Origin of the sequence: Armatimonas rosea, from assembly GCF_014202505.1 — a bacterium.
Taxonomy (GTDB): Bacteria; Armatimonadota; Armatimonadia; order Armatimonadales; family Armatimonadaceae; genus Armatimonas; species Armatimonas rosea.
The window spans coordinates 739,546-759,977 of sequence record NZ_JACHGW010000002.1; the positions used below are offsets into that span (position 1 = coordinate 739,546).

Annotated in this window: 20 protein-coding genes; 6 read left to right on the forward strand and 14 right to left on the reverse strand. The window is 62.8% G+C overall.

The window, feature by feature from the left end:
- Positions 1-102 precede the first annotated feature (102 nt).
- A complete protein-coding gene (locus tag HNQ39_RS11285; protein ID WP_184195528.1) occupies positions 103-954 on the forward strand; it encodes a metallophosphoesterase in 852 nt (283 codons plus the stop codon).
- Here the strand turns inward: HNQ39_RS11285 and HNQ39_RS11290 are convergent.
- Positions 935-2,386, reverse strand: a complete 1,452-nt coding sequence (locus tag HNQ39_RS11290) for an ankyrin repeat domain-containing protein (RefSeq protein ID WP_184195531.1) — start codon at positions 2,384-2,386, stop codon at positions 935-937. The genes HNQ39_RS11285 and HNQ39_RS11290 overlap by 20 nt on opposite strands.
- Before the next feature lie 71 nt (positions 2,387-2,457).
- On the opposite strand from HNQ39_RS11290, the gene HNQ39_RS11295 reads away from it, so the two are divergent.
- A complete protein-coding gene (locus tag HNQ39_RS11295; protein WP_184195533.1) occupies positions 2,458-4,671 on the forward strand; it encodes a M60 family metallopeptidase in 2,214 nt (737 codons plus the stop codon).
- Positions 4,672-4,834: 163 nt separating this feature from the next.
- On the opposite strand, the gene HNQ39_RS11300 is transcribed toward HNQ39_RS11295, so the two are convergent.
- Positions 4,835-5,653: a DODA-type extradiol aromatic ring-opening family dioxygenase gene (locus HNQ39_RS11300; RefSeq protein ID WP_184195536.1), complete on the reverse strand. Its 819-nt coding sequence runs from the start codon at positions 5,651-5,653 to the stop codon at positions 4,835-4,837.
- A gap of 77 nt (positions 5,654-5,730) precedes the next feature.
- Between HNQ39_RS11300 and HNQ39_RS11305 the strand changes: the two genes are divergently transcribed.
- Positions 5,731-7,341 carry a hypothetical protein gene (locus HNQ39_RS11305; RefSeq protein ID WP_184195539.1) on the forward strand — a complete coding sequence of 537 codons (1,611 nt, stop codon included), beginning with the start codon at positions 5,731-5,733 and terminating at the stop codon, positions 7,339-7,341.
- Here HNQ39_RS11305 and HNQ39_RS30275 read toward each other — a convergent pair.
- From HNQ39_RS30275 to HNQ39_RS11320, 3 genes are all read right to left on the reverse strand, one after another.
- A complete protein-coding gene (locus HNQ39_RS30275; protein ID WP_184195542.1) occupies positions 7,338-8,036 on the reverse strand; it encodes a 3D domain-containing protein in 699 nt (232 codons plus the stop codon). The two genes, HNQ39_RS11305 and HNQ39_RS30275, sit on opposite strands and share 4 nt — an antisense overlap.
- Positions 8,037-8,041: 5 nt before the next feature.
- Positions 8,042-8,512 (reverse strand): hypothetical protein, encoded by a 471-nt coding sequence (locus tag HNQ39_RS11315; protein WP_184195545.1) that lies wholly within the window; start codon positions 8,510-8,512, stop codon positions 8,042-8,044.
- A 785-nt stretch (positions 8,513-9,297) separates the two neighbouring features.
- Entirely contained in the window at positions 9,298-9,858 is a 561-nt protein-coding gene (locus HNQ39_RS11320; RefSeq protein ID WP_184195547.1) for a Uma2 family endonuclease, read from the reverse strand.
- A gap of 68 nt (positions 9,859-9,926) precedes the next feature.
- Here HNQ39_RS11320 and HNQ39_RS11325 point away from each other — a divergent pair, with 68 nt between their 5' ends.
- Entirely contained in the window at positions 9,927-10,448 is a 522-nt protein-coding gene (locus tag HNQ39_RS11325) for a redoxin family protein (RefSeq protein WP_184195550.1), read from the forward strand.
- 134 nt (positions 10,449-10,582) lie between these two features.
- Here the strand turns inward: HNQ39_RS11325 and HNQ39_RS11330 are convergent, their stop codons facing one another.
- The 9 genes from HNQ39_RS11330 to ilvB all read right to left on the reverse strand — a co-directional run bounded on the left by HNQ39_RS11330 (position 10,583) and on the right by ilvB (position 18,288).
- The gene (locus HNQ39_RS11330; protein ID WP_184195553.1) at positions 10,583-12,139 is read right to left on the reverse strand and encodes a 2-isopropylmalate synthase; all 1,557 of its coding nucleotides are present in this window, start codon (positions 12,137-12,139) and stop codon (positions 10,583-10,585) included.
- A 3-nt stretch (positions 12,140-12,142) separates the two neighbouring features.
- Positions 12,143-12,847 (reverse strand): SanA/YdcF family protein, encoded by a 705-nt coding sequence (locus tag HNQ39_RS11335; protein WP_184195556.1) that lies wholly within the window; start codon positions 12,845-12,847, stop codon positions 12,143-12,145.
- Positions 12,796-13,011 (reverse strand): hypothetical protein, encoded by a 216-nt coding sequence (locus tag HNQ39_RS11340; protein ID WP_184195559.1) that lies wholly within the window; start codon positions 13,009-13,011, stop codon positions 12,796-12,798. The genes HNQ39_RS11335 and HNQ39_RS11340 overlap by 52 nt, the downstream gene beginning before the upstream one ends.
- Before the next feature lie 6 nt (positions 13,012-13,017).
- A complete protein-coding gene (ilvC, locus tag HNQ39_RS11345) occupies positions 13,018-14,076 on the reverse strand; it encodes a ketol-acid reductoisomerase (protein WP_184195564.1) in 1,059 nt (352 codons plus the stop codon).
- A 57-nt stretch (positions 14,077-14,133) separates the two neighbouring features.
- Entirely contained in the window at positions 14,134-14,391 is a 258-nt protein-coding gene (locus tag HNQ39_RS11350; protein WP_184195567.1) for a hypothetical protein, read from the reverse strand.
- A gap of 4 nt (positions 14,392-14,395) precedes the next feature.
- Positions 14,396-15,040: a hypothetical protein gene (locus tag HNQ39_RS11355; protein ID WP_184195569.1), complete on the reverse strand. Its 645-nt coding sequence runs from the start codon at positions 15,038-15,040 to the stop codon at positions 14,396-14,398.
- A 20-nt stretch (positions 15,041-15,060) separates the two neighbouring features.
- Positions 15,061-15,555, reverse strand: coding sequence for an acetolactate synthase small subunit (ilvN, locus tag HNQ39_RS11360; protein ID WP_184195571.1), 495 nt, complete (start codon positions 15,553-15,555; stop codon positions 15,061-15,063).
- Positions 15,552-16,403 carry an MBL fold metallo-hydrolase gene (locus tag HNQ39_RS11365; protein ID WP_184195574.1) on the reverse strand — a complete coding sequence of 284 codons (852 nt, stop codon included), beginning with the start codon at positions 16,401-16,403 and terminating at the stop codon, positions 15,552-15,554. Before HNQ39_RS11365 ends, ilvN begins: the two co-directional genes overlap by 4 nt.
- Positions 16,404-16,488: 85 nt before the next feature.
- The gene (ilvB, locus tag HNQ39_RS11370; protein ID WP_184195576.1) at positions 16,489-18,288 is read right to left on the reverse strand and encodes a biosynthetic-type acetolactate synthase large subunit; all 1,800 of its coding nucleotides are present in this window, start codon (positions 18,286-18,288) and stop codon (positions 16,489-16,491) included.
- A gap of 456 nt (positions 18,289-18,744) precedes the next feature.
- On the opposite strand from ilvB, the gene HNQ39_RS11375 reads away from it, so the two are divergent.
- Together HNQ39_RS11375 and HNQ39_RS11380 are read left to right on the forward strand one after the other, a co-directional pair.
- Positions 18,745-19,869, forward strand: coding sequence for a HEAT repeat domain-containing protein (locus tag HNQ39_RS11375; RefSeq protein WP_184195579.1), 1,125 nt, complete (start codon positions 18,745-18,747; stop codon positions 19,867-19,869).
- Entirely contained in the window at positions 19,866-20,426 is a 561-nt protein-coding gene (locus tag HNQ39_RS11380) for a HEAT repeat domain-containing protein (RefSeq protein ID WP_184195582.1), read from the forward strand. The genes HNQ39_RS11375 and HNQ39_RS11380 overlap by 4 nt, the downstream gene beginning before the upstream one ends.
- The last annotated feature ends 6 nt before the right edge of the window (positions 20,427-20,432 follow it).

Below are 20,432 nucleotides of genomic sequence, written 5' to 3' on the forward strand. Positions count from 1 at the left end.
TCTGCCGTCACACAGAAATGCGAGTATACCGCCCGTTCGCTATTTTCGCCACTTTTTTCTCTTGGGAACTATTTGCGGGTGAGGGCTCGTAACTAAGTCACGATGAACTTTGCGAAACAAAGTGCCTCCACGCCTCAGGAGCGACGTGAGGCGACACGGCGGGTCTTTCTGAAGCTCTGTGTGGGAGCGGCTGCCACGGTGCTGGCCGAGGGGCTCTCGGAGCCCTTTGGGGTCGAGGCGGTTGCCCATGAGCTGATCCTCCCCGGCCTTCCCAAGACACTCGATGGGCTCCGTGTGGCCCAGCTCACCGACCCGCACCGGGGCAACCTGACCCCCGATGCGGTGATTCAAGCCGCAGTGCGCCGCGCCGCCGCCTGGAAGCCCGACCTGGTGGTGCTCACGGGCGACTATGTCCGCTGGGACCCGGTCGATACCCATGCCTTTGCGCGGATGCTCGCTCCTCTTAAGCCACGCCTGGGGATCGCGGGAGTGTTGGGGAACCACGACTACCAGGACCCTCGGCGTGTCGCGCAGCTCCTGACCGACATCGCAGGGGTACGTATGCTCCGCAACGCGAGTGAGGAGCTCGCTCCGGGCCTGCACCTGGCGGGGATTGAGGATACCTGGCGGGGCTCGCCCGACCCCACCAAGGCCCTGAAAAACGTCCCCGACAATGCCGCGCTTCTTTTCTTAACGCACAACCCGGTCGGGGTGCGCTTTGTCTCGGACCGGCCCTGTCTTGCGCTTGCGGGGCACACCCACGGTGGCCAGTTCCGTGTCCCGGGGATCGCGCCGCACTTCCCTCCTGGCATGGAGGGCTTCCATCAGATCGACGGCTGGGGAACCTACGACAAGGCCCGGCTCTATGTCAGCCGCGGCGTCGGCTGCACCGCCTACCCCATCCGCCTCAACTGCCCCCCCGAGGTAACCCTCTTCACGCTCCGGGCCGCCTAGCCGCCTCCAGAAGCACGCGGCAGGCAGCGCGGCCTGCGTCCGTGGCCCTGTAGCGTCCCTCGGTATCGCTGGCATAGAAGCTCTCTTCGGTAGACTCCCCAAGCCGGGCGAACACTGCCTTTACCTCGGGATCGTCGCACTCCTCCTGCCAGCGCTGGTGCTCTTGCCACTTTGTCAGCCGGGCGTAGTCCAGCGGCGTTCTCCCGGTGCTATCCTGTATCTCGGGATCGGCTCCAAGCTGGAGGAGCAGAGCGGTCAGCTCCCCATAGCCCCGCTCGACAGCGTTGTGAAGCAGTGTCTCTTTGCGCTCGTCTTTGTACTGGTAGAGCAGATTCAGGGGGAGCCCTTCCTGAGCGAGCCGTTTCACCACCGCCACCCGGTTTGCACAGACCGCACGCATGAGCGCATCGACGCCGCCCTCGGCGTGGAGCGTCTCGGCGCGGGCTCCCGCTTGCAGGAGGGCCTCCACAATCGCGAGCTGCCCCTCACCTGCTGCGTTCATCAGGGGCGTGTAGCCGTGGCCATCCACTTGCTCCGTGTCGGCTCCCGCGGCCAGGAGGCGCTGTACCAGTGCCAGGTTGTCTGTGCTACAAGCGCTGGCAAGGCCGGTCGAGGCGCAGGCACCCGCTGCCTCCAGGAGCGCAACAAGCTCGATATCGCCGTGGCCGGCGGCAAAACCCATCGGTGTCAGAGCACGGGAGCTCTGGTCCTGTGCTAGAGCCGCCTCGGGATCGGCACCGGCGTCCAGGAGCGCTTGGACGGTCTCTCGCCACTGGTGGGGCTCGCGTTGGGCACGAAACTCCTCCATGACCTTGCTGTAGAGACCCAGCTCCCCGTGAGCCGTTGCCAGGTGGAGCGGAGTGGCCTCGTGCAGCCTGCGGGCATTGGGATCGGCTCCTGCCGCCAGCAAGAGCCGCACCGACTCCGCATCGCCGCGCTGGGCAGCAAGGTGCAGGGGTGTCCCCAGAATGTAGAAAACATGGGGATTGGCTCCGTACTCCAGTAGTTTCCCCACCCCTGCGGAGCCCCGTGTGGCAGCGGTGTGGAGGGCGGTCTTTCCGCTCTCATCGGCGTGGTTGGGATCGGCACCTGCCTCTAGGAGCAATCCGGCAAGATCGACTGCACCGTGAGGATGGTCCAAGGCTAGCATTAACATCGAGCGAGTTTCTCGTTTGGGCAGAAAGTCGGAAAAATCCTCGTGGCCTGGGTAGAGCTCCCGAATATCGACCGTACAGAGTCGGTCAAAGAGTGGCTCCTTCTTCTCGGCGGGGGAGCCTGCCTCCAGCCACTTCCAGCGCTGCCCCGTGAAGAGGCGCCAGTGGTGCGACGCAGTTGCGCTGGGATCGGCACCAGCAGCGAGGGCTGTCTTCACTCCCTCTAGGTCGCCAAAGTACATGTGAAAGAAAAGGTCGTCGTTGAGCGTTCGTTCCATGCAAGATTATATCGTCTCCTATCCCTTGAGGAAGGTTGACAAGCGCCCCTGCCCAGTGGTAGGGTTCTGGCATGCCGTTTGTTGTTCCCGTGGCACTCTATGCCACACTTGCTCGCTCCCCCCAAGCCGACCAGACTGCCTTGCTGGCAGGGGTCACGGAGCTGATCGCTCCTGGGGCCATTCCAGGGCCACTCGCCGTCTTTGGGGAGAATGCCTTTGTGGTGGTGGCGGGGCGCGAGGGCAAGTACCGCCTGCCTCTGATCGCCGCGAGCCGCTTTGAGCGGGGGAAAGTGGTCGCCATTGGCCATGATGGCTTTCTGGGGCGTGAGGCGCTGGCCAACTTTGACAACACGCAGTTTCTTCTCAATAGTGTCCGCTGGGTAAACGCAAGCCCCGGTGCCGCTGTCGCGGTGGTGGAGAAGCCACAAGTTGCCGATGTCTTGGAGAAGGCGGGGATGAAGGTGGTGCGCCTGACCACCACCCAGCTCCAAGGACAGCTGGAGTCCCCAGACTTCGATGCCGTGGTGATGGATGCGACCGCTCTGGATGGCAAGGCGGGCGAGCGCATGGGGCAGGCACTGACGATCTTTGTGCGCAGTGGGGGAGGGATCGTGATGGACTCCCTCGGTTGGGGCTGGCTCCAGACCCACCCCAACCAGACCCTCAGTGGTACCCACGGGGGCAACAAGCTCTTTGCACGCCTGGGGATCGCCTGGGCCGATGGCTTCTTTGACAAGACCAGCGCCAAGGGCTGGAAGACCGACACGGGCTCACTGGAGTATCTCCACGCACGCACCGCTCTCGCGGCTCTCCAGCGACATGCAGAAGGCACCACGCCCCTCGCCGCCGAGGACCTTGCCCAGGTGGGGCAGACCCTCACGAGTGCGGTCGGGGCTCTTCCTAGTGATGAGCCGCGCTTCCTGCCACAGATCGCCGCCCTGACCAAGCGCTTTGCCGCCAATGTCCCCTTTCCTATCGGCCTAGACCAGCCCGTGGCACGCCTGAGTGCAGTCCTAGAGCAAAGCGCCATGCGCCGCGCTCCCGCCGACCGCCAGCCCGCGCATATCTCGTCGGGGAACTTCCCAGGCGGTGTTCCCTTTGACGCCCCGCGCTTGGAGAGTGTCTCGGTCGCGGTCGATACCGGGGTTCCGGGTTGGCATGGGACGGGCCTCTACGCCGCGCCCGGAGTGCCGATCACGGTGAGCCTGCCGCCGGAGCTGGCGGGCAAGGGGCTCTCGGTGCGGATCGGGTGTCACGACGATACCCTCTGGCATCTGGAGAAGTGGGAGCGCTTCCCAGAGGTGACCGTGAGCCGCCGCTTGGTGCAGCCGACTCTGAAGCTCGCCAGCGCCTTTGGGGGGAGTGTCTATATCGAGGTTCCCGAAGGGGTTTCCAAGGGCAGTGTCGTGGTGCAGGTCTCGGGAGCCGTGGCCGCTCCGCGCTTCGTGCGCGGGACAACCTCCCTCGCCGACTGGCGCAGCCGCCTGCGCATGGCACCCGGCCCGTGGGCCGAGCTCGAAGGCAAGAGCGTCATTCTCTCCGTTCCCTCCAGTGTGGTGCGTGGCCTCGATGACCCCGAGGCACTGATGACCTACTGGGACGAGGTCGCGGACCTGGCCGCAGAGCTCTACCAGATCCCCAAGAACCGCCCCCGCCCCGAGCGCTACGTCGTGGACAAGCAGATCAGCGCGGGCTACATGCACTCTGGCTACCCGATCATGACCTACACCGATGAGATCGCGCGGCGGTTTGTGGAGCTGAGCGTGCTACGCGGCAAGAGCGGGGAGCCGAACTGGGGCTTCTACCACGAGCTGGGCCACAACCACCAGCGCGCGTGGTGGACCTGGGAGGGCTGTGGCGAGGTGACCAACAACCTCTTCTCGCTCTATGCCTGCGAGAAGCTCAACGGGGATAGGCAGGGCCACCCTGGAATGTCACCCAAGGCGACCCACGACCGTCTACAGGCCTACCTGGCCGCAGGCGCTCCCTACGAGAAGTGGAAGGACGATCCCTTTCTGGCGCTGACCCTCTTTGTGCAGCTACGAGATGCCTTTGGCTGGGAGCCTTTTAAGAAAGTCTTTGTGGAGTACGAGAAGGCGACCAAGGACGCGCTTCCCCGCACCGATGAGCAGAAGCGGGATCAGTTCCTGGTGCGCTTCTCCCGCGCGGTCAATAAAAACCTAGGGCCGTTCTTCACCGCTTGGGGAGTTCCCACGAGCGAGGCAGCCCGCAATCAGGTCGCCCGCCTGCCGCGCTGGATGCCTAAGGACTGGCCCAAGAAGTAGCTCGCCTCGTTTTAGATCGCCCCCGTTGGAGGGGGGCGTCTATCTGTCCTCGTACCTCGGACACAAAGGCCTTTGGCCATAATTTGGAATGGGCGGAGCCCTTTGTGTCGCGCAGCGACAGTAAGACGCCCCCCTCCAACGGGGGCGATCTCAACGAGCCAACCTACTCGTACGCGGCGACGAGCATCCCGAAGTAGGTGGGGGCTTCGTAGGAGAGGAGCTCGCCGGTGAGCGGAGTGTGCCCGAGAGCGCCCGCCAGGATGATGGTCTGCCAGAACGCGTCCACCTTGGCCTCTTCCAGAAAGGCCTCGTCCCAGTCCAGCAGGCTCCCGAGGTCCTCGGCGACCACCGCTGCGCACATCTGGCCATCGTGCTCCGCGCTCACGGGGGAGAAGCCGTAGGGGCCATTGGGGTCGTGCGCGTGGCCCTGGTCGCACGAGGCGATTAGCGCGATCCGCTTCTCGGTCTCCGCGGCGCACTGGGCGAGCACGACACCAAAGCGCACGAGAGTCTCCCGGGGCAGGCCTCGGTTGGGGGCGACGACAACGGTCTGGGGGCGCGGGCTGGTGAGCGGGTGGGCGGTGAACCAGAGCGGGATCACGACTCCCCAGTCCAGTGGCAAGACCGCTTTCTCCTTGCCCTCCTCCCCGACCAGCCGCACGAGGGGAATCGGCACCTGCTCGCACGTCTGGATCACGGCTTCGGTGAACTCCAGGTCGTTGGTAAAGGCTGCCTTGATGTGCTTGCCGTCGGGTTCTCCCACGATCCCTGCCGCGTGCCGTGTTCCCCCGATCGAGAGCGCCCCCTCCACGACAATCCCGTGGGGCGTGAGGACAATCACCGTGTCGATCTTGGCCGCGGCGAAGCGCCGCCCGAGCTCCTGCATCGCGGCGCGGGTCTTGGCCATGAGCGCCGGGTTGTCGGTGAGCTGGGGGACGATCTCCCCACCGTGGGGGGCGATAGCGGCAAAAACAAGGGGCATGCACCTATTCTACCTGGGAGCGCTATGGATGCAGGGGATATACTACAGCCTGATACCGTCGGGGTGAGGAGGTTTTCATGGAATTCTCACGAAGAGTAGCTCTGGTTGCTCTCACAGGGCTCGTCCAGCTCCCTTTTGCCGTTGCCACGCAGCAGTCTACGGAGACATGGCTCACTGATGACCCACGCCTTCAGCAAAAAGTGTCGGTGTACGAGCTGGATATCCTGACCGGAGAGCTCGTGCAGTCCTTGGCAAAACAGACAGGGATCGCTCTGGCTTGCTCCCCAAAGAACCGGGCCTCGGGCGTCCCTCTAAGCTGCCTCTTCGCCGAGGGCACCATCTTTGCATTGATGCAGAGCTTGGCGTCCGCACTGTCCTACAGAAACGCACCTTTCGCTTTCCGACGGGAGAAGGTGGGGGGAACATATTGCTACACACTGGAGCGATCTGGGGCCAACCGCGATCACGTGGATGTTCTACAGCGCAAGATGCACGATGCGTTCAAGGCCTACCTAAACCAGCAAATTCAGTACGCACAAAACCACGAGGATGCGGAGATCGAGGCAGAGCTAAAGCAGTCTCTCCCTAAGATGCAGGCACAGCCACTACGTCTCCGTCAAGGGGAGCTTAGTGCGGCACCGATAATGGACGCTAAGACGGCACGAATGCTCCGGTTCTTCGTCACCTGCCTCCCCGACCCGACGGCAGTGGATGCCATCCTAAAAGGAGAACCCTTCGAGATTGCCAGTGCCCAGCTCTCCCCGGCTCTACGCGAGCAGCTCCCTCTCTTTGGTGAGCGGAGCCGCTCCCTAGAGAAAGTGAGTTTTCACCTCCCACGAGACATGCCCAGTGGCTATCTTGAGATAGACTCGAACCTCTTCCCCGATGCGGGGGTAGGAGGACAGCTCTTTGGGCTTCAGTTTGAGAGGGAACTCCGGCGGGACTGGCTCGTGGCGGGAGACACCGAGACCCATCCTCAGGAGAAACTTGCTTTTCGCTATGAGGGCCGTTTCGAGGCACAGAGACCGCAGATCTACCGCATTCTTGCGGAGCTGCACAAGAAAAACAAGCTTAATGTTCTCTTTCTCGGCCCCGCGGCGCTCCGAAGTACCAGTATGGCGGGAGACTGTAAGCCGACCCTGGAGGAGTTCTTGTGGTTATTTCTATTCAGCTGCCTCCACAAGTGGAATCATGGGACACTGATCTTAGCTCTGTCGAGCTGGCACCTCCAGGGGCAGCGTTCGCTTTGTGTCAACTTTGAGGCGATCCAGAAGGTGAAACAAGCACAGGAGAAAGAGACAGGGCTCTTTGCGCTACAGCCACTAACGGAGGGCCTCTTGGAGTTGCAAACGGTGGACTTTGCGTACTTCGAGGAGCCTGATCGGAGCTTCTTGAGGCAGATGTGCAACCACCTTCCCCTGTGGCGCTACTGTCGCCAGCGGGGGCTCTTCCAGGAACTCTCCTCGGAGCAGGGCATTGTGGCGCACCGTGATCTCCTTGCGGGCATGCCGCCGAGCTTGCAGAAGAGCAACTTGCAAGGAGTGCGGCTCAAGCTGTTACTGAGGGATGAGGTCCTCATGTATAGAGCGGAAAAGCACCATGCGCGTACCTACCAGTTCTGGTTCTACCGGGAGGCACAGCCGCTTCTACAGTACAGCCTTATCCAGTATGGCAAGCCTGCTCGTTAGCCTAAGACAAGAACCTTGCGACGCACGCGCCCGACCAGCGCCGCGGCTTCGTCGGTGTCGTGCCCGAGGTCGATTCGCATGCCTTTGATCGCGCCGCCGGTATCGAGGGCGATACAGAAGCCGTAGTCCTCCACCCAGAGGCGCGTTCGGAGGGGGATCACCCGGGGATCGACCGCGACCGTGCCGTAGCCGACCGAGGTCTCCAGCTTGGTGCGGTCGCCCCACTGTCCGTTCTCGCCGGGGCCATAGCCGGTCGCTGTCAGGGTGAGCAGGCGCTTCCCCTCGACCCGTGTGCCGTCTTCCAGGGTCACCGCGGCGGGCGCAGGCTCGGGCTCGGTGGGGACGGTGGCGCTCTCTCCTGCCTCAGCGCTCTCGGACTTCTCCCAGGCCGTCGCCCGGAGCGCCTTGCCGCGCCCCAGGTCGATTCCCGTCACGCACAGCGCCGCGCCTTCGTCGAGCACCGGCGGATCACTGACATCATCGAGCACGATGCGCTTGGCCCGCGGCGGGCTCAGCGCCAGGGTCGTGCCGTCGGCGAGTGTCACCTGGGTCACCCGTAGGATCAGATCGCAGCACTCGCTGTAGGAGTAGAGCACGGTTCCCGTGAGCTGGATGGTTTTCTTTTGCGAGGCGGCAAGCGCCGGAAGAGGGAGCAGAGAAGCGGCAGAGGCCCGCAACAGTTCACGCCGAGTCATTGACGCTATTGTATCAGCGCCCGGTGCCGTGCCTTGCGCGAGCGCACTACCTGATTTTCCAGTCGGGCTTTCCGGTGGAGCAAGTCTGCCTGCCAGTGTGCGTGGCTCACCGATGCGACCAGAGCCTCACTCCGCCCTAGCCAGCGCCAGCAGAGTCGTAGCCGTGGCTCTTCTCGGGGACTCAGGCTCGCCTTACTTGTCAAGCCCGTAATAACTGTCCGAGAGAGGGCCAGGATACGCAGGTCTTGCGCACCTCGGTAAGCGATAGGTGCCTCAGGGTAAAGGGTTCGGAGTGCCCAAGAAAGAGTGCGTGTCCAGCGCCGGGCTGTCCGGGCATTTTTTTCGCGCAAGATCCTCTCGACAAGTTTTTGAAGGAGGGGAGTGAGCTCCAGTTCATACTTCTCCGCCAGGGCTAGAATTTTTGCGGTGACGATCGAGGCATAGTTGCCCACTCCAGCAGCCACGACATCAATCAAGCGAGGAAGGAGCTCCCTGAGACCTAAGAGATCGTGCTGCGCCAGAACGTCCAGAGCTTTAAATATCGCCGCCGCCTCCAAACCAATGATTTCGGCTCGTCGCTGAACTCTTTCACGAAGAAGGGAAACCAGGGGAGCAATATCGCTCTCTCGATTAAGAGTTGCGAGAGTGTAGATTGCGACTGGGAAAATTTTATAAGGAGCACTGCTTGCTAGAGCCGGGTTGTCTTGCCAGAGTCGAGTAACGGGTAAGAGTATCTGCCAGTCTGTCGGGAGAGGAGAATAGTATGAATTATTGTGATCCCAGGGAGAATAATAAGATACCTCATGTGTAGGATTGGTTGGGGGCGTAGAGTGAAGCTGAGCCAGGTGGAGAATTTGGCACTGATACGCATAAGCAGGAGAGTGTGCTGGCAAGGTACTAAGCTGCGTGAGGTGTGCTTGGATTGCCTCCTGGCCACCTAAATGGAGAAATCTTGCTTTCTGAAACTGATCAAGCATTTGTTCTCGCAAAACAAAATGAAGCTCTTGAGAGGAAAGTGCATTGGGAAGAGCCCCCACTTGGGTACGAGCAAGCTCAGGATCGAGCCACGCGAGGGCAGCGAGAAGCGTTTTGGCGACATCGACAGACTCCCTGGTGATCGCTTCAAGAGCTATTAGCTTTTCGCAAAGGAGTGTCTTGGCTTGGATGTCGTCAAGGAGAGCGGCATCACAGACAGTGCGCCAAGCGCGGGATCGGTTCATATCTCAGTATCGCAGGGAGGGGAAATACTGCTCAATGGGAGCTAGACAGAGACCCGGTAGTAGATTTCGTCGAGGCTGAGGGAGGCGCTTACACTGGAGAGAGTGAGCGTGTCTTCGCGCTTTGCGAGGCGCTCGTAGAGCCAGAGGCCGCTCTCTTGGCGGGTGTAGCGCTCGACACTGACCTTGTCTTGGGCGATTAGGACGTACTCCTGAAGGGACTCGCACTGCTGGTAGGCAGAGAACTTCTCGCCGCGATCCGCCGCTTCGGTGCTCGGTGAGAGCACCTCAAAGACAACTGTTGGGTTGGTGAGCACATCGCTGGCCTCACTGTCGAAGAGGGGCTCGCCGCAGACGATAATCACATCGGGGTAGGTGTAGCGCGTTGCGGTGACTCGTGTCTTGAGGTCGCTCGGATAGACATCGCACGGTTTGCCTTTTAGCGGTTGGTGGAGCTCCCCCAGGAGGTTGGCGACAATTCGATTGTGCGGAGCCGAGGCACCAGCCATGGCGAGGATTTCACCATCGCGGTACTCGCTTCGGCACTCATGGCTGTTTTCCCAGGCAAGATACTCCTGTGGGCTTACTTTTTGTCGTGCTTCCATAGTCGCTATTGTACCGTGCGAACTTTTTGGGCCATTCCACTGTATTAAAGGGCAGGAGTATTGAAACTGTGAAGACAACGATTGTGGCGGCTTTGGCGCTGGCGGGGATTTTCGGGCTGGGCGCGGTGAGCCAGAGCGCGGGGAAGAAAGCGACCGTCAAGCCGATTGATGCGGCGGGGCTGAAGAAGGAAGTGGCGGCGCACAAGGGAAAGGTGGTCGTGATTAACTTCTGGGCGACCTGGTGCCCCCCGTGCCGCGCGGAGTTTCCGGAGCTGGTGGCGACCCAGAAGAAGTACGCGTCCAAGGGCGTGGACCTCGTGACCGTGACCCTCGATGACCTCGATGACACGGCGAAGGCGGCGGAGTTTTTGACCCAGCAGGGGGCGACTACGGGAGCCTTTATCAACAAGAAGGGCGGCGAGCCGGACCTGGGGTACTTCAAGTGGCTCGATGGCAAGATCCCCGATAGCCTGGGGATTCCTCGCACCTATGTGATCGACCGCAAGGGACGCATCAGCGCGCGGCTGATTGGGGGGCAGGACGCGGCGGCGTTTGAGGCGGCGGTCAAGAAGGCGCTGGCGGCTAAGTAGCCGCCCACTCGAAGTAGGCGTCTACAGTGGCGTCGTTCCTCCGCCGCGAAGCCCGTGCCGGGCTCAAATTCGGGAGCCCGGCACGGGCTTTGCGGCCGAAGGCCATTGCAGACGCCGATTTCAATCGGCGGCGGTTAAACCCCGACGCGCTCGCTCTCGGGCTGGGTGATGCGTCCCGGCTGGTTGAGGAGCTGCTTGTTGAGGGCGTTGAGGTAGGCCTTGGCCGCGGCGACAATGATGTCGGTGTGGGCGGCGTGGCCGGAGTGGACCTCGTCGCCGGCACGGACACGGATGGTCACGGCGGCCTGTGCATCGGTGCCCTCGGTGACGGACTGCAGGCTGATCTCGATCAGCTCGTTGGGCACCTTCACGATCCGGTTGATCGCGCGATAGATCGCGTCCACCGGCCCGTTGCCCGTGTCGGCGTCCATGAGCACGGCGCGGTTGGCGTGGCGTAGCTTGACGGTAGCCGTGGGGATGGCGCTATCGCCGCAGGTCACTTGGAGCTGGACAAGCTCGTAGGTCTGGTTGACTAGGCGTGCTTCGTCGGTGGCGAGCGCCTCCAGGTCCTCGTCGTAGACCATCTTCTTGCGGTCGGCCACTTCTAGGAAGCGCTCGTAGACCTTCTCGAAGGCGGCGTCCTCGAAGGTATGCCCGAGAACTTCCAAGCGGTGCTTGAGCGCGGCGCGGCCCGAGCGGGGGGAGAGGATGATCTTGCTCTCGCTGATGCCCACATCGGCGGGGTCGATAATCTCGTAGGTCGTGCGCTCCTTGAGAACACCGTCCTGGTGGATCCCCGAGCTGTGTGCAAAGGCGTTGGCTCCGACAATGGCCTTGTTGGGCTGGACCAAGATTCCCGTGCGGTTGCTCACGAGGCGGCTGGTGCGGGTGATCTCACGGGTGTTGATGCCCGTCTCCAGGCCGTAGTAGTCCCGGCGGGTCTTGAGCGCCATCACCACTTCCTCTAGGCTTGTGTTGCCCGCCCGCTCCCCGATCCCATTGATAGTGCACTCGATCTGGCGTGCGCCGTTCTTGGCCGCCGCGAGCGAGTTGGCGACCGCCAGACCTAGATCGTCGTGGCAGTGCGCCGAGAAGATGGCTTTGTCCGCGTTGGGGACCCGCTCTAGCAGCATCCTGAAGATCGCGCCGTACTCCTCGGGGGTGGCGTAGCCGGTTGTATCGGGCACATTGATGACGGTCGCACCCGCGTTGATCACGGCCTCGACCACGCGGCAGAGGTAGTCGGGATCGGCGCGGCCCGCGTCCTCGGTGAAGTACTCGATATCGTCGCAGCCCAGGGACTTGGCGTAGGCGACCGCACTCACTCCCATCTCCAGAGCCTCGTCGCGGCTCTTGCGGAGCTTGTGCTGGAGGTGGTTGTCCGAGACCCCGAGGCCGGTGTGGATACGGGGGCGCTTGGCACCTTTGAGAGCGTCCCAGGCGACATCGATGTCTTTTCGCACGGCGCGGGTCAGCCCACAGACAGTTGCATTCTGCACCTGCTTGGCGATCCGCTGCACGGCATCGAAGTCGCCCGGCGATGAGATCGGGAAGCCGGCCTCGATAATATCCACCCCAAGGCGCTCTAGCTGCCGGGCGATCTCCAGCTTCTCGTCGACATTGAGCGCGGCCCCCGGCGACTGCTCGCCATCACGGAGCGTGGTGTCAAAAATGTGTACTCGGTTACTCATAACTTACTCTTTACCGATGGAGATATGCTCCCCCAGAAACTTCGGGCGTCGTCTCAGCACCCAGATATCCAGCACTGCCTGGACGCGAGCACCCAGCTCACGCACGGCCGTCTTGCCGGTGGGCAGGGCTCCGGTTCCTGCATCGTAGGCCACGGCGTCGATCCCGCTCGCACCCGCCAGAAACAGCGCCCGCTCGTTGTGGAAGCGCTGTGAGATGATCGTGAGCTTGCTCTGACCAAAGACAGCCTTGGCCCGCTGGATCGAGTCGAGCGTCCGAAAGCCCGCAAAGTCGCAGGTGATCCTCTCTTTGGGGACCCCGGCGGTGATGAGATCCCGCTTCATGGTCACGGGCTCGTTGTAGTGGCTGGTGCGGTTGTCGCCCGAGACCAGCAGGTACTCCACTTTGCCCGCTTTGTAGAGCTTGGCCGCCGCCGCGATCCGCTGGCTGTAGTAGGCATTGTGGCGACCCTTGGCGACATACTTGCTCGTCCCCAGCACCAGTCCTACACGGTTCGTGGGAAGCGCCGCGAGGGAGTCGGTGTGCTTGCTTGAGGCGCTGGTAAGCACGGCAAGCTGGCAGGTCAGTAGGGCGAGTACGGGCAAGGCGGCCAGAAGCCCCAGCACGACAAGGACTCGCCGTGCTTGTTGCTTCTTGCTCAGTGTCTTTGCTGCACCTCGGGGGTGCGCAGATACCAGACTAATCCCCATACTAAAAAGGAGAGAACGATCGCCGTGATGCCCGCGAGGCACCCCAGGCAGGTCTTGTCCACATCCCCGATCTTGGCAGCCAGTGGGGGGAAGTAGTCCCGGTCCGCGCGGGCCGGAAGCTCTTCGGGGCTCGGGACTCTCTCCTCCTCACTGGTGTTGCTCATGGTCTCTTACAGCTCGATCTTGGTCTGAACCGCCTGCTGTACGGGCACCTCGGTCTGGGCCGTGGCGGTGGCGGGCTTCTTCATCCAGCTCATCATACCCCGAAGCTCGCGTCCGACGACCTCGATCAGGTGATCATTATCGCGCTTTGCCAGGGCATTGAAGCTGGGGCGGTTGGCCTTGTTCTCCAGGATCCACTCCTTGGCGAACTGTCCGGTCTGGATCTCATCGAGAATGCGCTTCATCTCGGCCTTGGTCTGCGGGTTCACGACACGCGGTCCGCGGGTCATGTCGCCAAACTGGGCGGTGTCGGAGATGGAGTAGCGCATCCCGGCGATCCCGGCCTCGTACATCAGATCGACGATGAGTTTCAGCTCGTGGAGGCACTCGAAGTAGGCGATCTCCGGCTGGTAGCCCGCCTCGACCAGGGTCTCGAAGCCCGCCTTGACCAGCGCGGTCGCGCCGCCACAGAGCACGGCCTGCTCGCCAAACAGATCGGTCTCGGTCTCTTCCTTAAACGTGGTTTCCAGCACGCCCGCACGGGTTCCGCCCACGCCCTTCGCCCACGCCAGCGCACGGGCCTTTGCCAGCCCAGTCGCATCCTGGTGAATGGCGATCAGACAGGGGACGCCACTACCCTCGGTGAAGACACGGCGCACCATGTGGCCGGGGCCCTTGGGAGCGCACATAAAGACATCAACATCGGCGGGTGGCACGACCTGCCCGAAGTGGATATTGAAGCCATGGCCAAAGGCAATCGCCTTGCCCGCCGAGAGATTGGGCTCGATCTCGTTCTTGTACAGATCGGCCTGGAACTCGTCGTTGACCAGGATCATGATCACATCGGCCTTCTTGGACGCCTCCGCGACCGTCAGCACCTCAAAGCCATCCGCGACGGCCTTATCCCAGCTCTTGCCCGGTCGCAGCCCGATGATGACACTCATCCCGGACTCCTTCAGGTTCAGCGCATGGGCATGCCCCTGCGAGCCGTAGCCAATGACCGCGAGGGTCTTTCCCACCAACACATCAAACGACGCATCGGCGTCGTAGTAAATCGTAACAGGCATAGTTATTCTTTTTCTTTCTTTCTGCAAATTCACACGGCCCAAAAGCCGCGCAGTGTGTTAAGTCGTTTCCGCTTCCTCAATGGCATCTTCAAGCCGTCGTGCGTTTCCACCTGTGAGGACCGGAGTGCGAGGGAGTAGAGGGGCAGGGACAGGCGCGTCGGGTTCCTCACCTTCGTTCTCGTTGGTCTCGTTGTCTTCGTCGCTGCCCCGTTTTGGGCGCACGAGGTTTAGCTTGCGTTCTAGTTCCTCCAGCTCACGCTGGGCGGCATCGTTGAGTTTTTGTAGCTTCTCTAGTGAGACATCCTCTGGGTCCATGGGGCTATGCTTCCTTAACCAAGCTGTCTAGGTACGCGGCGCGGGCTTCGTCGGTGTCGAAGAGGAGCGCGGTCTGGCCGTTTTCGTCGGTGACGATCAGGCAGAAGCGCCAGTCGGCATCGTGGGCGTAGAGCAGGCGTGTGTCGTTTGGGTAGACAGGGCGGATGTCCCAGTAGATCTCGTTGAGGAGGCCGGGGGGGACGGGGAGCTCGGTGGGGGCCATCTCTCCGGGTTCGCCCAACTCACCCACCTCTCTTCCCCCGGGCGCTCGTTCCTCGCTGGGAAGAAAGGCTGGCATCTCCTCGCTGGGCTGCCCCTCTTCCCGCGACGAAGGAGCAACAGGGGAAGAGGGGGTGGCCGAGGGACGAGGCCGGGGGAGATGGCTCACCCGCTCTGCTGGCTTAGCCAGAAGTGGCAGCTCTTCGTAGAGCTCGGTGAGGAAGGCACTATCGGGCGTGGCGGTGTCGCCCAGAAGGGAATGAATCTGCTGTGACGAGACGGCATCGAGCAGGCGCAGCAGGCGGGTCAGCTCCGCCAGCAGCGCCTCTTGCTCGTCGGTCAGGACAGGCGTCTCCATCGTCAGGCGGCGCAGCTCCGCGAGCTTGCCAGCCACCTCGTGACAGAGAACATCGAACTCCGGGTAGTGCATGGTCGTAGAAAATTAACGTCCTAGACAGTTCGGGCGCCGCGCATCAGGGCGATCCGGCCCGTGCGGACCAGCTCGCGGATGCCGTAGCTCTCCATCAGTTTTTCAAACGCGTCGATCTTCTCCGCGCCACCGGTCACCTCCACCACGAACGCCTTGTCGGTGGTGTCGATGATCTTACCGCCAAAGACCTGCGTAACCAGCTGGATCAGCTCCATCTGGCGCTCCTGGGTGACGGTCACTTTAATCAGCGCCAGCTCGCGCTCCAGCATCGGGGTGTTGACATAGTCGTAGACCTTGAGGACATCGACGAGCTTGTGGAGCTGCTTGGTGATCTGCTCTAGGATATCCGAGTCGCCGCCCACCACGAGGGTCATCCGGCTCACATTGGGGTCGTCGGTGATCGAGACCGTGAGGCTCTCGATGTTGTAGCCACGGCGGGCAAAGAGGCCGGAGACGCGGGCGAGGACGCCGGGGCGGTTCTCCACCAGAACGGTGATCGTATGTGTTTCTGTCATGAGTTTTGTTTGTTCTTCAAAAGAAAATAGGCGCTGGTGGCCAAGGCTCCCAGCACGAGCGCCTTGGTGAGGCGCTTGGTGGGGTCCGGCGGGATCGGGGCGACAATCGGGTTGCCGTCGCTTGCCTGACGCACGGGGTCACCGACATAGCGGCCGGCGCGTGCAATGGCAAACCACTCGGTGCGCTCTGCCAGCTCTCCCGGCGCTAGCTCGGTGAGCGGCTCGCCGTGGCCGAAGTAGAGCGTCTGGGGCTCCAGGGCGAGAATGCGCTCCAGGCTCTTGCGCACAGCGAACCAGTCGGTGGTGAAGGGCGGCGGCGGCCAGCTCAGCCCCTTGCGAGGGAGCCACTTATCCACCTTCAGGTTCATCAGGGCATCCCCGGCAATCAGCGTGCGGCTTGACTCCTGCCAGAAGCCGACCTGTCCCAGCGTATGGCCGGGGAGGGGGATCGGCTCCCAGCCTTGAGGCCCCTCAGTGAGGGGCAGAATATAGGGACGCAGATCCCGGCCGTGGGTGCTCGCAAAGTGCGAGGCCAGCGAGAGCCAGCCGCCGCAGGAGCTCGGGTCGGCGGGGGGATAGTCGCACTGGCCCGTGAGGAAGGGGAGCTCCGCTTCGTGGGCGAAGACCGGGACGCTCCAGTAGGCCGCCAGCGCCGCCGCACTGCCCGCATGGTCGTAGTGTCCGTGCGTGAGGTAGATACCGGTCGGAGCCGTGTTGCCGTAGCGCCGCCGTGCCTCTCGAACAATCGCCGAGAAGTGCCACGGGAGCCCGGTATCGACCAGCGCCCAGCCCTCCCCGGGCTCGTCCGTGTCCAGAAAATAGACATTGACAACGCCCAGGGAGAGCATCCCCCCCATCCCCCGTCTAACGGGGGGGATACAAGGAAGAAGTTCCTCATTGTCCCCCCGCCCGGCGGGGGTTAGGGGGGTGGATTTACCGCGCGACATCCACGACCTCATCGGGATCGGGGACCCGGGTGTCCTTGGGCTTGGGCTCGAAGTGGCAGACACTGGGCGGGGCGAGCTCGGGCTCGGGCTTGCGCACCATCATCTCGTTGATGGTCTGCCCCGACGGAATCATCGGGAAGACATTGCTCTCCTTGGCGACGCGGATATCCATCACCACGGGGCCATCGTGCTCCATGGCGCGCCGCAGGGTGGCTTCCAGCTCCTCGGGCTTGTCGCAGATCAGGCCCAGAATCCCGTAGGCCTCGGCCAGCTTCACGAAGTCCGGTGCCTGCTCTAAGTTCACCGACGAGTAGTGCTTCTGCCAGAACATCTCCTGCCACTGGCGCACCATGCCCAGGAACTGGTTGTTGAGGATCATGACCTTGACGGGCAGCTTGTAGATACTGGCGACCATCAGCTCCTGGATACACATCTGGATCGAGCCATCACCCGAGATACACCAGACCGGCTCCTTGCCCTGCGACGCAAACGAGGCACCGATCGCGGCTGGCAGGCCAAAGCCCATGGTTCCCAGCCCGCCCGAGGTAATAAACTGCCGGGGCTTGCGGGTGCCGAAGTGCTGCGCAGCCCACATCTGGTGCTGGCCCACATCGGTGACCACGGTGACATTGTGGTCGGTCAGGCGCGCCAGCTCGCGGATGGCGAACTCGGCGTGGATGATGCCGTCCTCCGTGCCATCGGGCGCTTCCAGCGGGAACTCCGCCTTCCACTTGCCGATCTCATCGTGCCACTCGGAGAAGTCGTTGGCATCCTTGACCAGCTTCAGCAGCTCGGTCAGGGCGGCCTTACAGTCCCCGACAATCGCGGCATCGGCGCGGCGGACCTTGTTGATCTCACCGGGGTCGATATCCATGTGGATGACCTTGGCCTCGGGAGCAAACGCGCTCACCTTCCCCGTCACACGGTCGTCGAAGCGCGCCCCCACCGAGATCAGGAGGTCGCAGTTGTGGACCGCGTAGTTGGCGTAGGCGGTTCCGTGCATCCCCAGCATCCCCAGCGAGAGAGGGCTGTCCTCGGGGAAGGTTCCCAGGCCGTGGAGGGTCGTGGTGACCGGGATATTGGTGCGCCGTGTCAGCTCCAGCAGCTCCGCGTGTGCGCCGGCTGCCTTGGCACCGCCTCCGACATAGAGCACGGGCTTCTTGGCCTCGGCGATCAGCTCGGCGGCGCGCTTGATGGAGAGGGGATGGACCTTGAAGTCGGACTTGAAGGAGCGGATGCTCACCTGCTGAGCCTCGTCCGGGTCGTACTCGATCACGGCGCGAAACACATCGACCGGAATATCGACCAGCACGGGGCCGGGGCGGCCGGAGCGGGCGATATGAAAGGCCTCGTGCATGATGCGCGGAAGCTCGTTGGCGTCCTTGACCAGCCAGTTGTGCTTGGTGACCGGCATGGTGATCCCGGTGATATCAGCTTCCTGGAAGGCGTCCTTGCCGATCACCTCAGTGCGCACCTGGCCCGTGATGGCGACCAGCGGGATCGAGTCCATCATGGCATCGCAGAGGGGGGTGACCAGGTTGGTGGCACCGGGGCCACTCGTTCCCAGGCAGACTCCCACCTTGCCGGTTGCGTGGGCGTAGCCCTCGGCCATGTGCCCGCCACCCTGCTCGTGGCGCACCAGGACATGGTGCAGGAAGTCGCAGTGGTAGAGCTCGTCGTAAAAGGGAATCACCGCGCCGCCGGGGTAGCCGAACATGATCTCGACCCCCTCACGCCGCATACACTCCAGAACCGCCTTCGCGCCGGTTGATTTGATCTTTGCCATCTTAAAAGTCCTTTCCGCAAACTTCACGGACGGAGGCAAAAAACAAAAATGCCCCTCGTCCCGTCGTGCTGTTTTGATCGGGACGAGAGGCGCTGCCAGACGCTTGCCTGGACGACGCTCCCGCGGTACCACCCGAATTGTCGCTCCGCCCCCCTGGCCCCCACAAGTAGGGGAGTGTCGGAAGGAAACGACCACTCGCTGCGCTGTCTCGGGCGCACCCGGAGGGACTACTCACGGCTCTTCGTCAAAATCGCCGCTTCACCACCTCAGCTCAGAGGGGAGTTCGCTGCAAAGCTTGGGAGCTTTGCGTCACGTTCGTCTACAGCGTCGCACCAACCCGCTGCTCTCTGAAAGTCCGAAACGTGCCTACTGGCCTCGTCATCGCTACTACAATTTCTGATTGTCGGTGTGAAGTCTATCACGACGAAGGGGCTCAAGCAAGTATAATTTGCACGTATGGACTCCACGTCGCTCCTCACTCAGCTAAGCCACCCCGACTATAACGAGCGTCGGCGCGCCGAAGATGCACTGGTCGCGCTGGGCGAGAGTGCCGTCCTGTCCCTGATCGACGTGGTCGAGACCCGGCTCTTTGTCCCCGCTCTCCGCGCCGCAAGCGCCCTCTCTCGGCTCGGGGACACGCGTGGCACGCTCCCTGTCGCGCGCCTGCTCCTCGACCAGGTCGGGAGTGCGCGACAGGACATTATCTTACTCCTTGCCCAGTGGAAGGTTGCGGGGGGAGGAGACGATCCCGTCGCCCGTGAGCTGATCTCCCTGGCGCGAGACTGCACCGAGGCGCAGAGCGCACAGACACTAGGGGGAGCGGTCTCGTATGGCCTCTCCGCCCTTGTCTCGCAGGAGCTGCTGGAGGGGAAGCTTCTCCAAGCGATCCGCAAGCACTCGGTCGGCTGGACACGTCGGGCCCAGGTCGTCGGGACGGGGAGCTTCCGTAACCTGCGTGAGCTCTCCCCGCTGATCCAAGCACTCCGCTCGCCACAGCACGAGCAGCGCAACACGGCGACCGCACGGCTGATCGAGCTCGGGAGCGAGGCGGTCCCTGTGCTCCTCGAAGCCCTGTCCCACGACTCCCCGCTGGTGCGCTTTCGTGCCGCCGAGGCTCTGGGAAAGATCGGCGATCCCCGTGCGGTGGAGCCCTTGCTAAAGCTGGCCTCTGTGCTCTCCCTTGACTTTGATGTCCAGCAGGCGGCGACCGAGGCACTGCGAAATCTCGCCCGAAAGCGGATGCAGACACCGGAGCCCGACGATGTCCCCGCCCTGATCCTTCTCGTAAGGCACCTGCGCTTCTCCCACCCCGATGCCGCCGACGATGCCGCCGTCGCGCTCACCACTCTGGCGCGCAGGCATCCGTCGCCCGCACTACGCGGGGCGCTCAAGTGGCTCCGGTCGTTTGGGCTCGCGCTTACTCCGACATTTAAAGAGGCACACAGAGCGATCGAAGAGGCGACAAAGCAGTGGAAAGACCTCCCGCTGACCGCCACGGCTCCCGAAAAAGAAGAGAACCTACCGCTCCCCGCAACCGAGGAGGTGCTACCGGGTCAGAGGGAGGGAGAAGAGCAACAATGACAGAGCTGGAACAAGGGCTGGCGTGGCTGGATACCGACGATCACCTCATCCGGAGGCAGGGGCTGGAGCTGCTACGAAAGCTCGGCGACGATGCGATCCCGCCGCTGATCGACCTGGCGTGCTCCTACAAAGTGGTCGCGCGGATGCGTGCGATCGAGGCCCTAGGGGAGCTGGGCGACCCCGATGCCTTCTGGCCGCTGGCCAACCTGGGGCATGAGCTCCTGCTGACACGGCGCAAGGCGATGCAGGCGATTGTGGCGCACGTCGCTGAGGCACCCACCCGAGAAGACGCCGCTTGGCTGATTGGGATTATCAAGACCTTCCGCCGTGACCCGCAAGGCCAAGAACTTGTCCAAGCCGCCGTGCAGGGCGCCTTGAGCCTCGCCCGCCGCGACCCCTGCCCCGAGCTCGCACCGCTCCTGCCGCTCCTCACCGACGAGCTAGAGGACCTGCGCCACGAGCTCCAGCGGCACCTCGCCGCCTACAAAGACCTCCCCCGGATCGCCGACTCCCCGGAGAAGCGTAGTGCTGACCTCCCCCGTCCCGCAAGCCGATAGAACAGA

Bases quoted from the DNA above. Each gene is read 5' to 3' on its own strand.
- HNQ39_RS11285 (WP_184195528.1), top strand. From the start codon at position 103: ATGAACTTTGCGAAACAAAGTGCCTCCACGCCTCAGGAGCGACGTGAG.
- HNQ39_RS11290 (WP_184195531.1), bottom strand. From the start codon at position 2,386: ATGGAACGAACGCTCAACGACGACCTTTTCTTTCACATGTACTTTGGC.
- HNQ39_RS11295 (WP_184195533.1), top strand. From the start codon at position 2,458: ATGCCGTTTGTTGTTCCCGTGGCACTCTATGCCACACTTGCTCGCTCC.
- HNQ39_RS11300 (WP_184195536.1), bottom strand. From the start codon at position 5,653: ATGCCCCTTGTTTTTGCCGCTATCGCCCCCCACGGTGGGGAGATCGTC.
- HNQ39_RS11305 (WP_184195539.1), top strand. From the start codon at position 5,731: ATGGAATTCTCACGAAGAGTAGCTCTGGTTGCTCTCACAGGGCTCGTC.
- HNQ39_RS30275 (WP_184195542.1), bottom strand. From the start codon at position 8,036: ATGACTCGGCGTGAACTGTTGCGGGCCTCTGCCGCTTCTCTGCTCCCT.
- HNQ39_RS11320 (WP_184195547.1), bottom strand. From the start codon at position 9,858: ATGGAAGCACGACAAAAAGTAAGCCCACAGGAGTATCTTGCCTGGGAA.
- HNQ39_RS11330 (WP_184195553.1), bottom strand. From the start codon at position 12,139: ATGAGTAACCGAGTACACATTTTTGACACCACGCTCCGTGATGGCGAG.
- HNQ39_RS11335 (WP_184195556.1), bottom strand. From the start codon at position 12,847: ATGGGGATTAGTCTGGTATCTGCGCACCCCCGAGGTGCAGCAAAGACA.
- HNQ39_RS11340 (WP_184195559.1), bottom strand. From the start codon at position 13,011: ATGAGCAACACCAGTGAGGAGGAGAGAGTCCCGAGCCCCGAAGAGCTT.
- ilvC (WP_184195564.1), bottom strand. From the start codon at position 14,076: ATGCCTGTTACGATTTACTACGACGCCGATGCGTCGTTTGATGTGTTG.
- HNQ39_RS11350 (WP_184195567.1), bottom strand. From the start codon at position 14,391: ATGGACCCAGAGGATGTCTCACTAGAGAAGCTACAAAAACTCAACGAT.
- HNQ39_RS11355 (WP_184195569.1), bottom strand. From the start codon at position 15,040: ATGCACTACCCGGAGTTCGATGTTCTCTGTCACGAGGTGGCTGGCAAG.
- ilvN (WP_184195571.1), bottom strand. From the start codon at position 15,555: ATGACAGAAACACATACGATCACCGTTCTGGTGGAGAACCGCCCCGGC.
- HNQ39_RS11365 (WP_184195574.1), bottom strand. From the start codon at position 16,403: ATGCTCTCCCTGGGCGTTGTCAATGTCTATTTTCTGGACACGGACGAG.
- ilvB (WP_184195576.1), bottom strand. From the start codon at position 18,288: ATGGCAAAGATCAAATCAACCGGCGCGAAGGCGGTTCTGGAGTGTATG.
- HNQ39_RS11375 (WP_184195579.1), top strand. From the start codon at position 18,745: ATGGACTCCACGTCGCTCCTCACTCAGCTAAGCCACCCCGACTATAAC.
- HNQ39_RS11380 (WP_184195582.1), top strand. From the start codon at position 19,866: ATGACAGAGCTGGAACAAGGGCTGGCGTGGCTGGATACCGACGATCAC.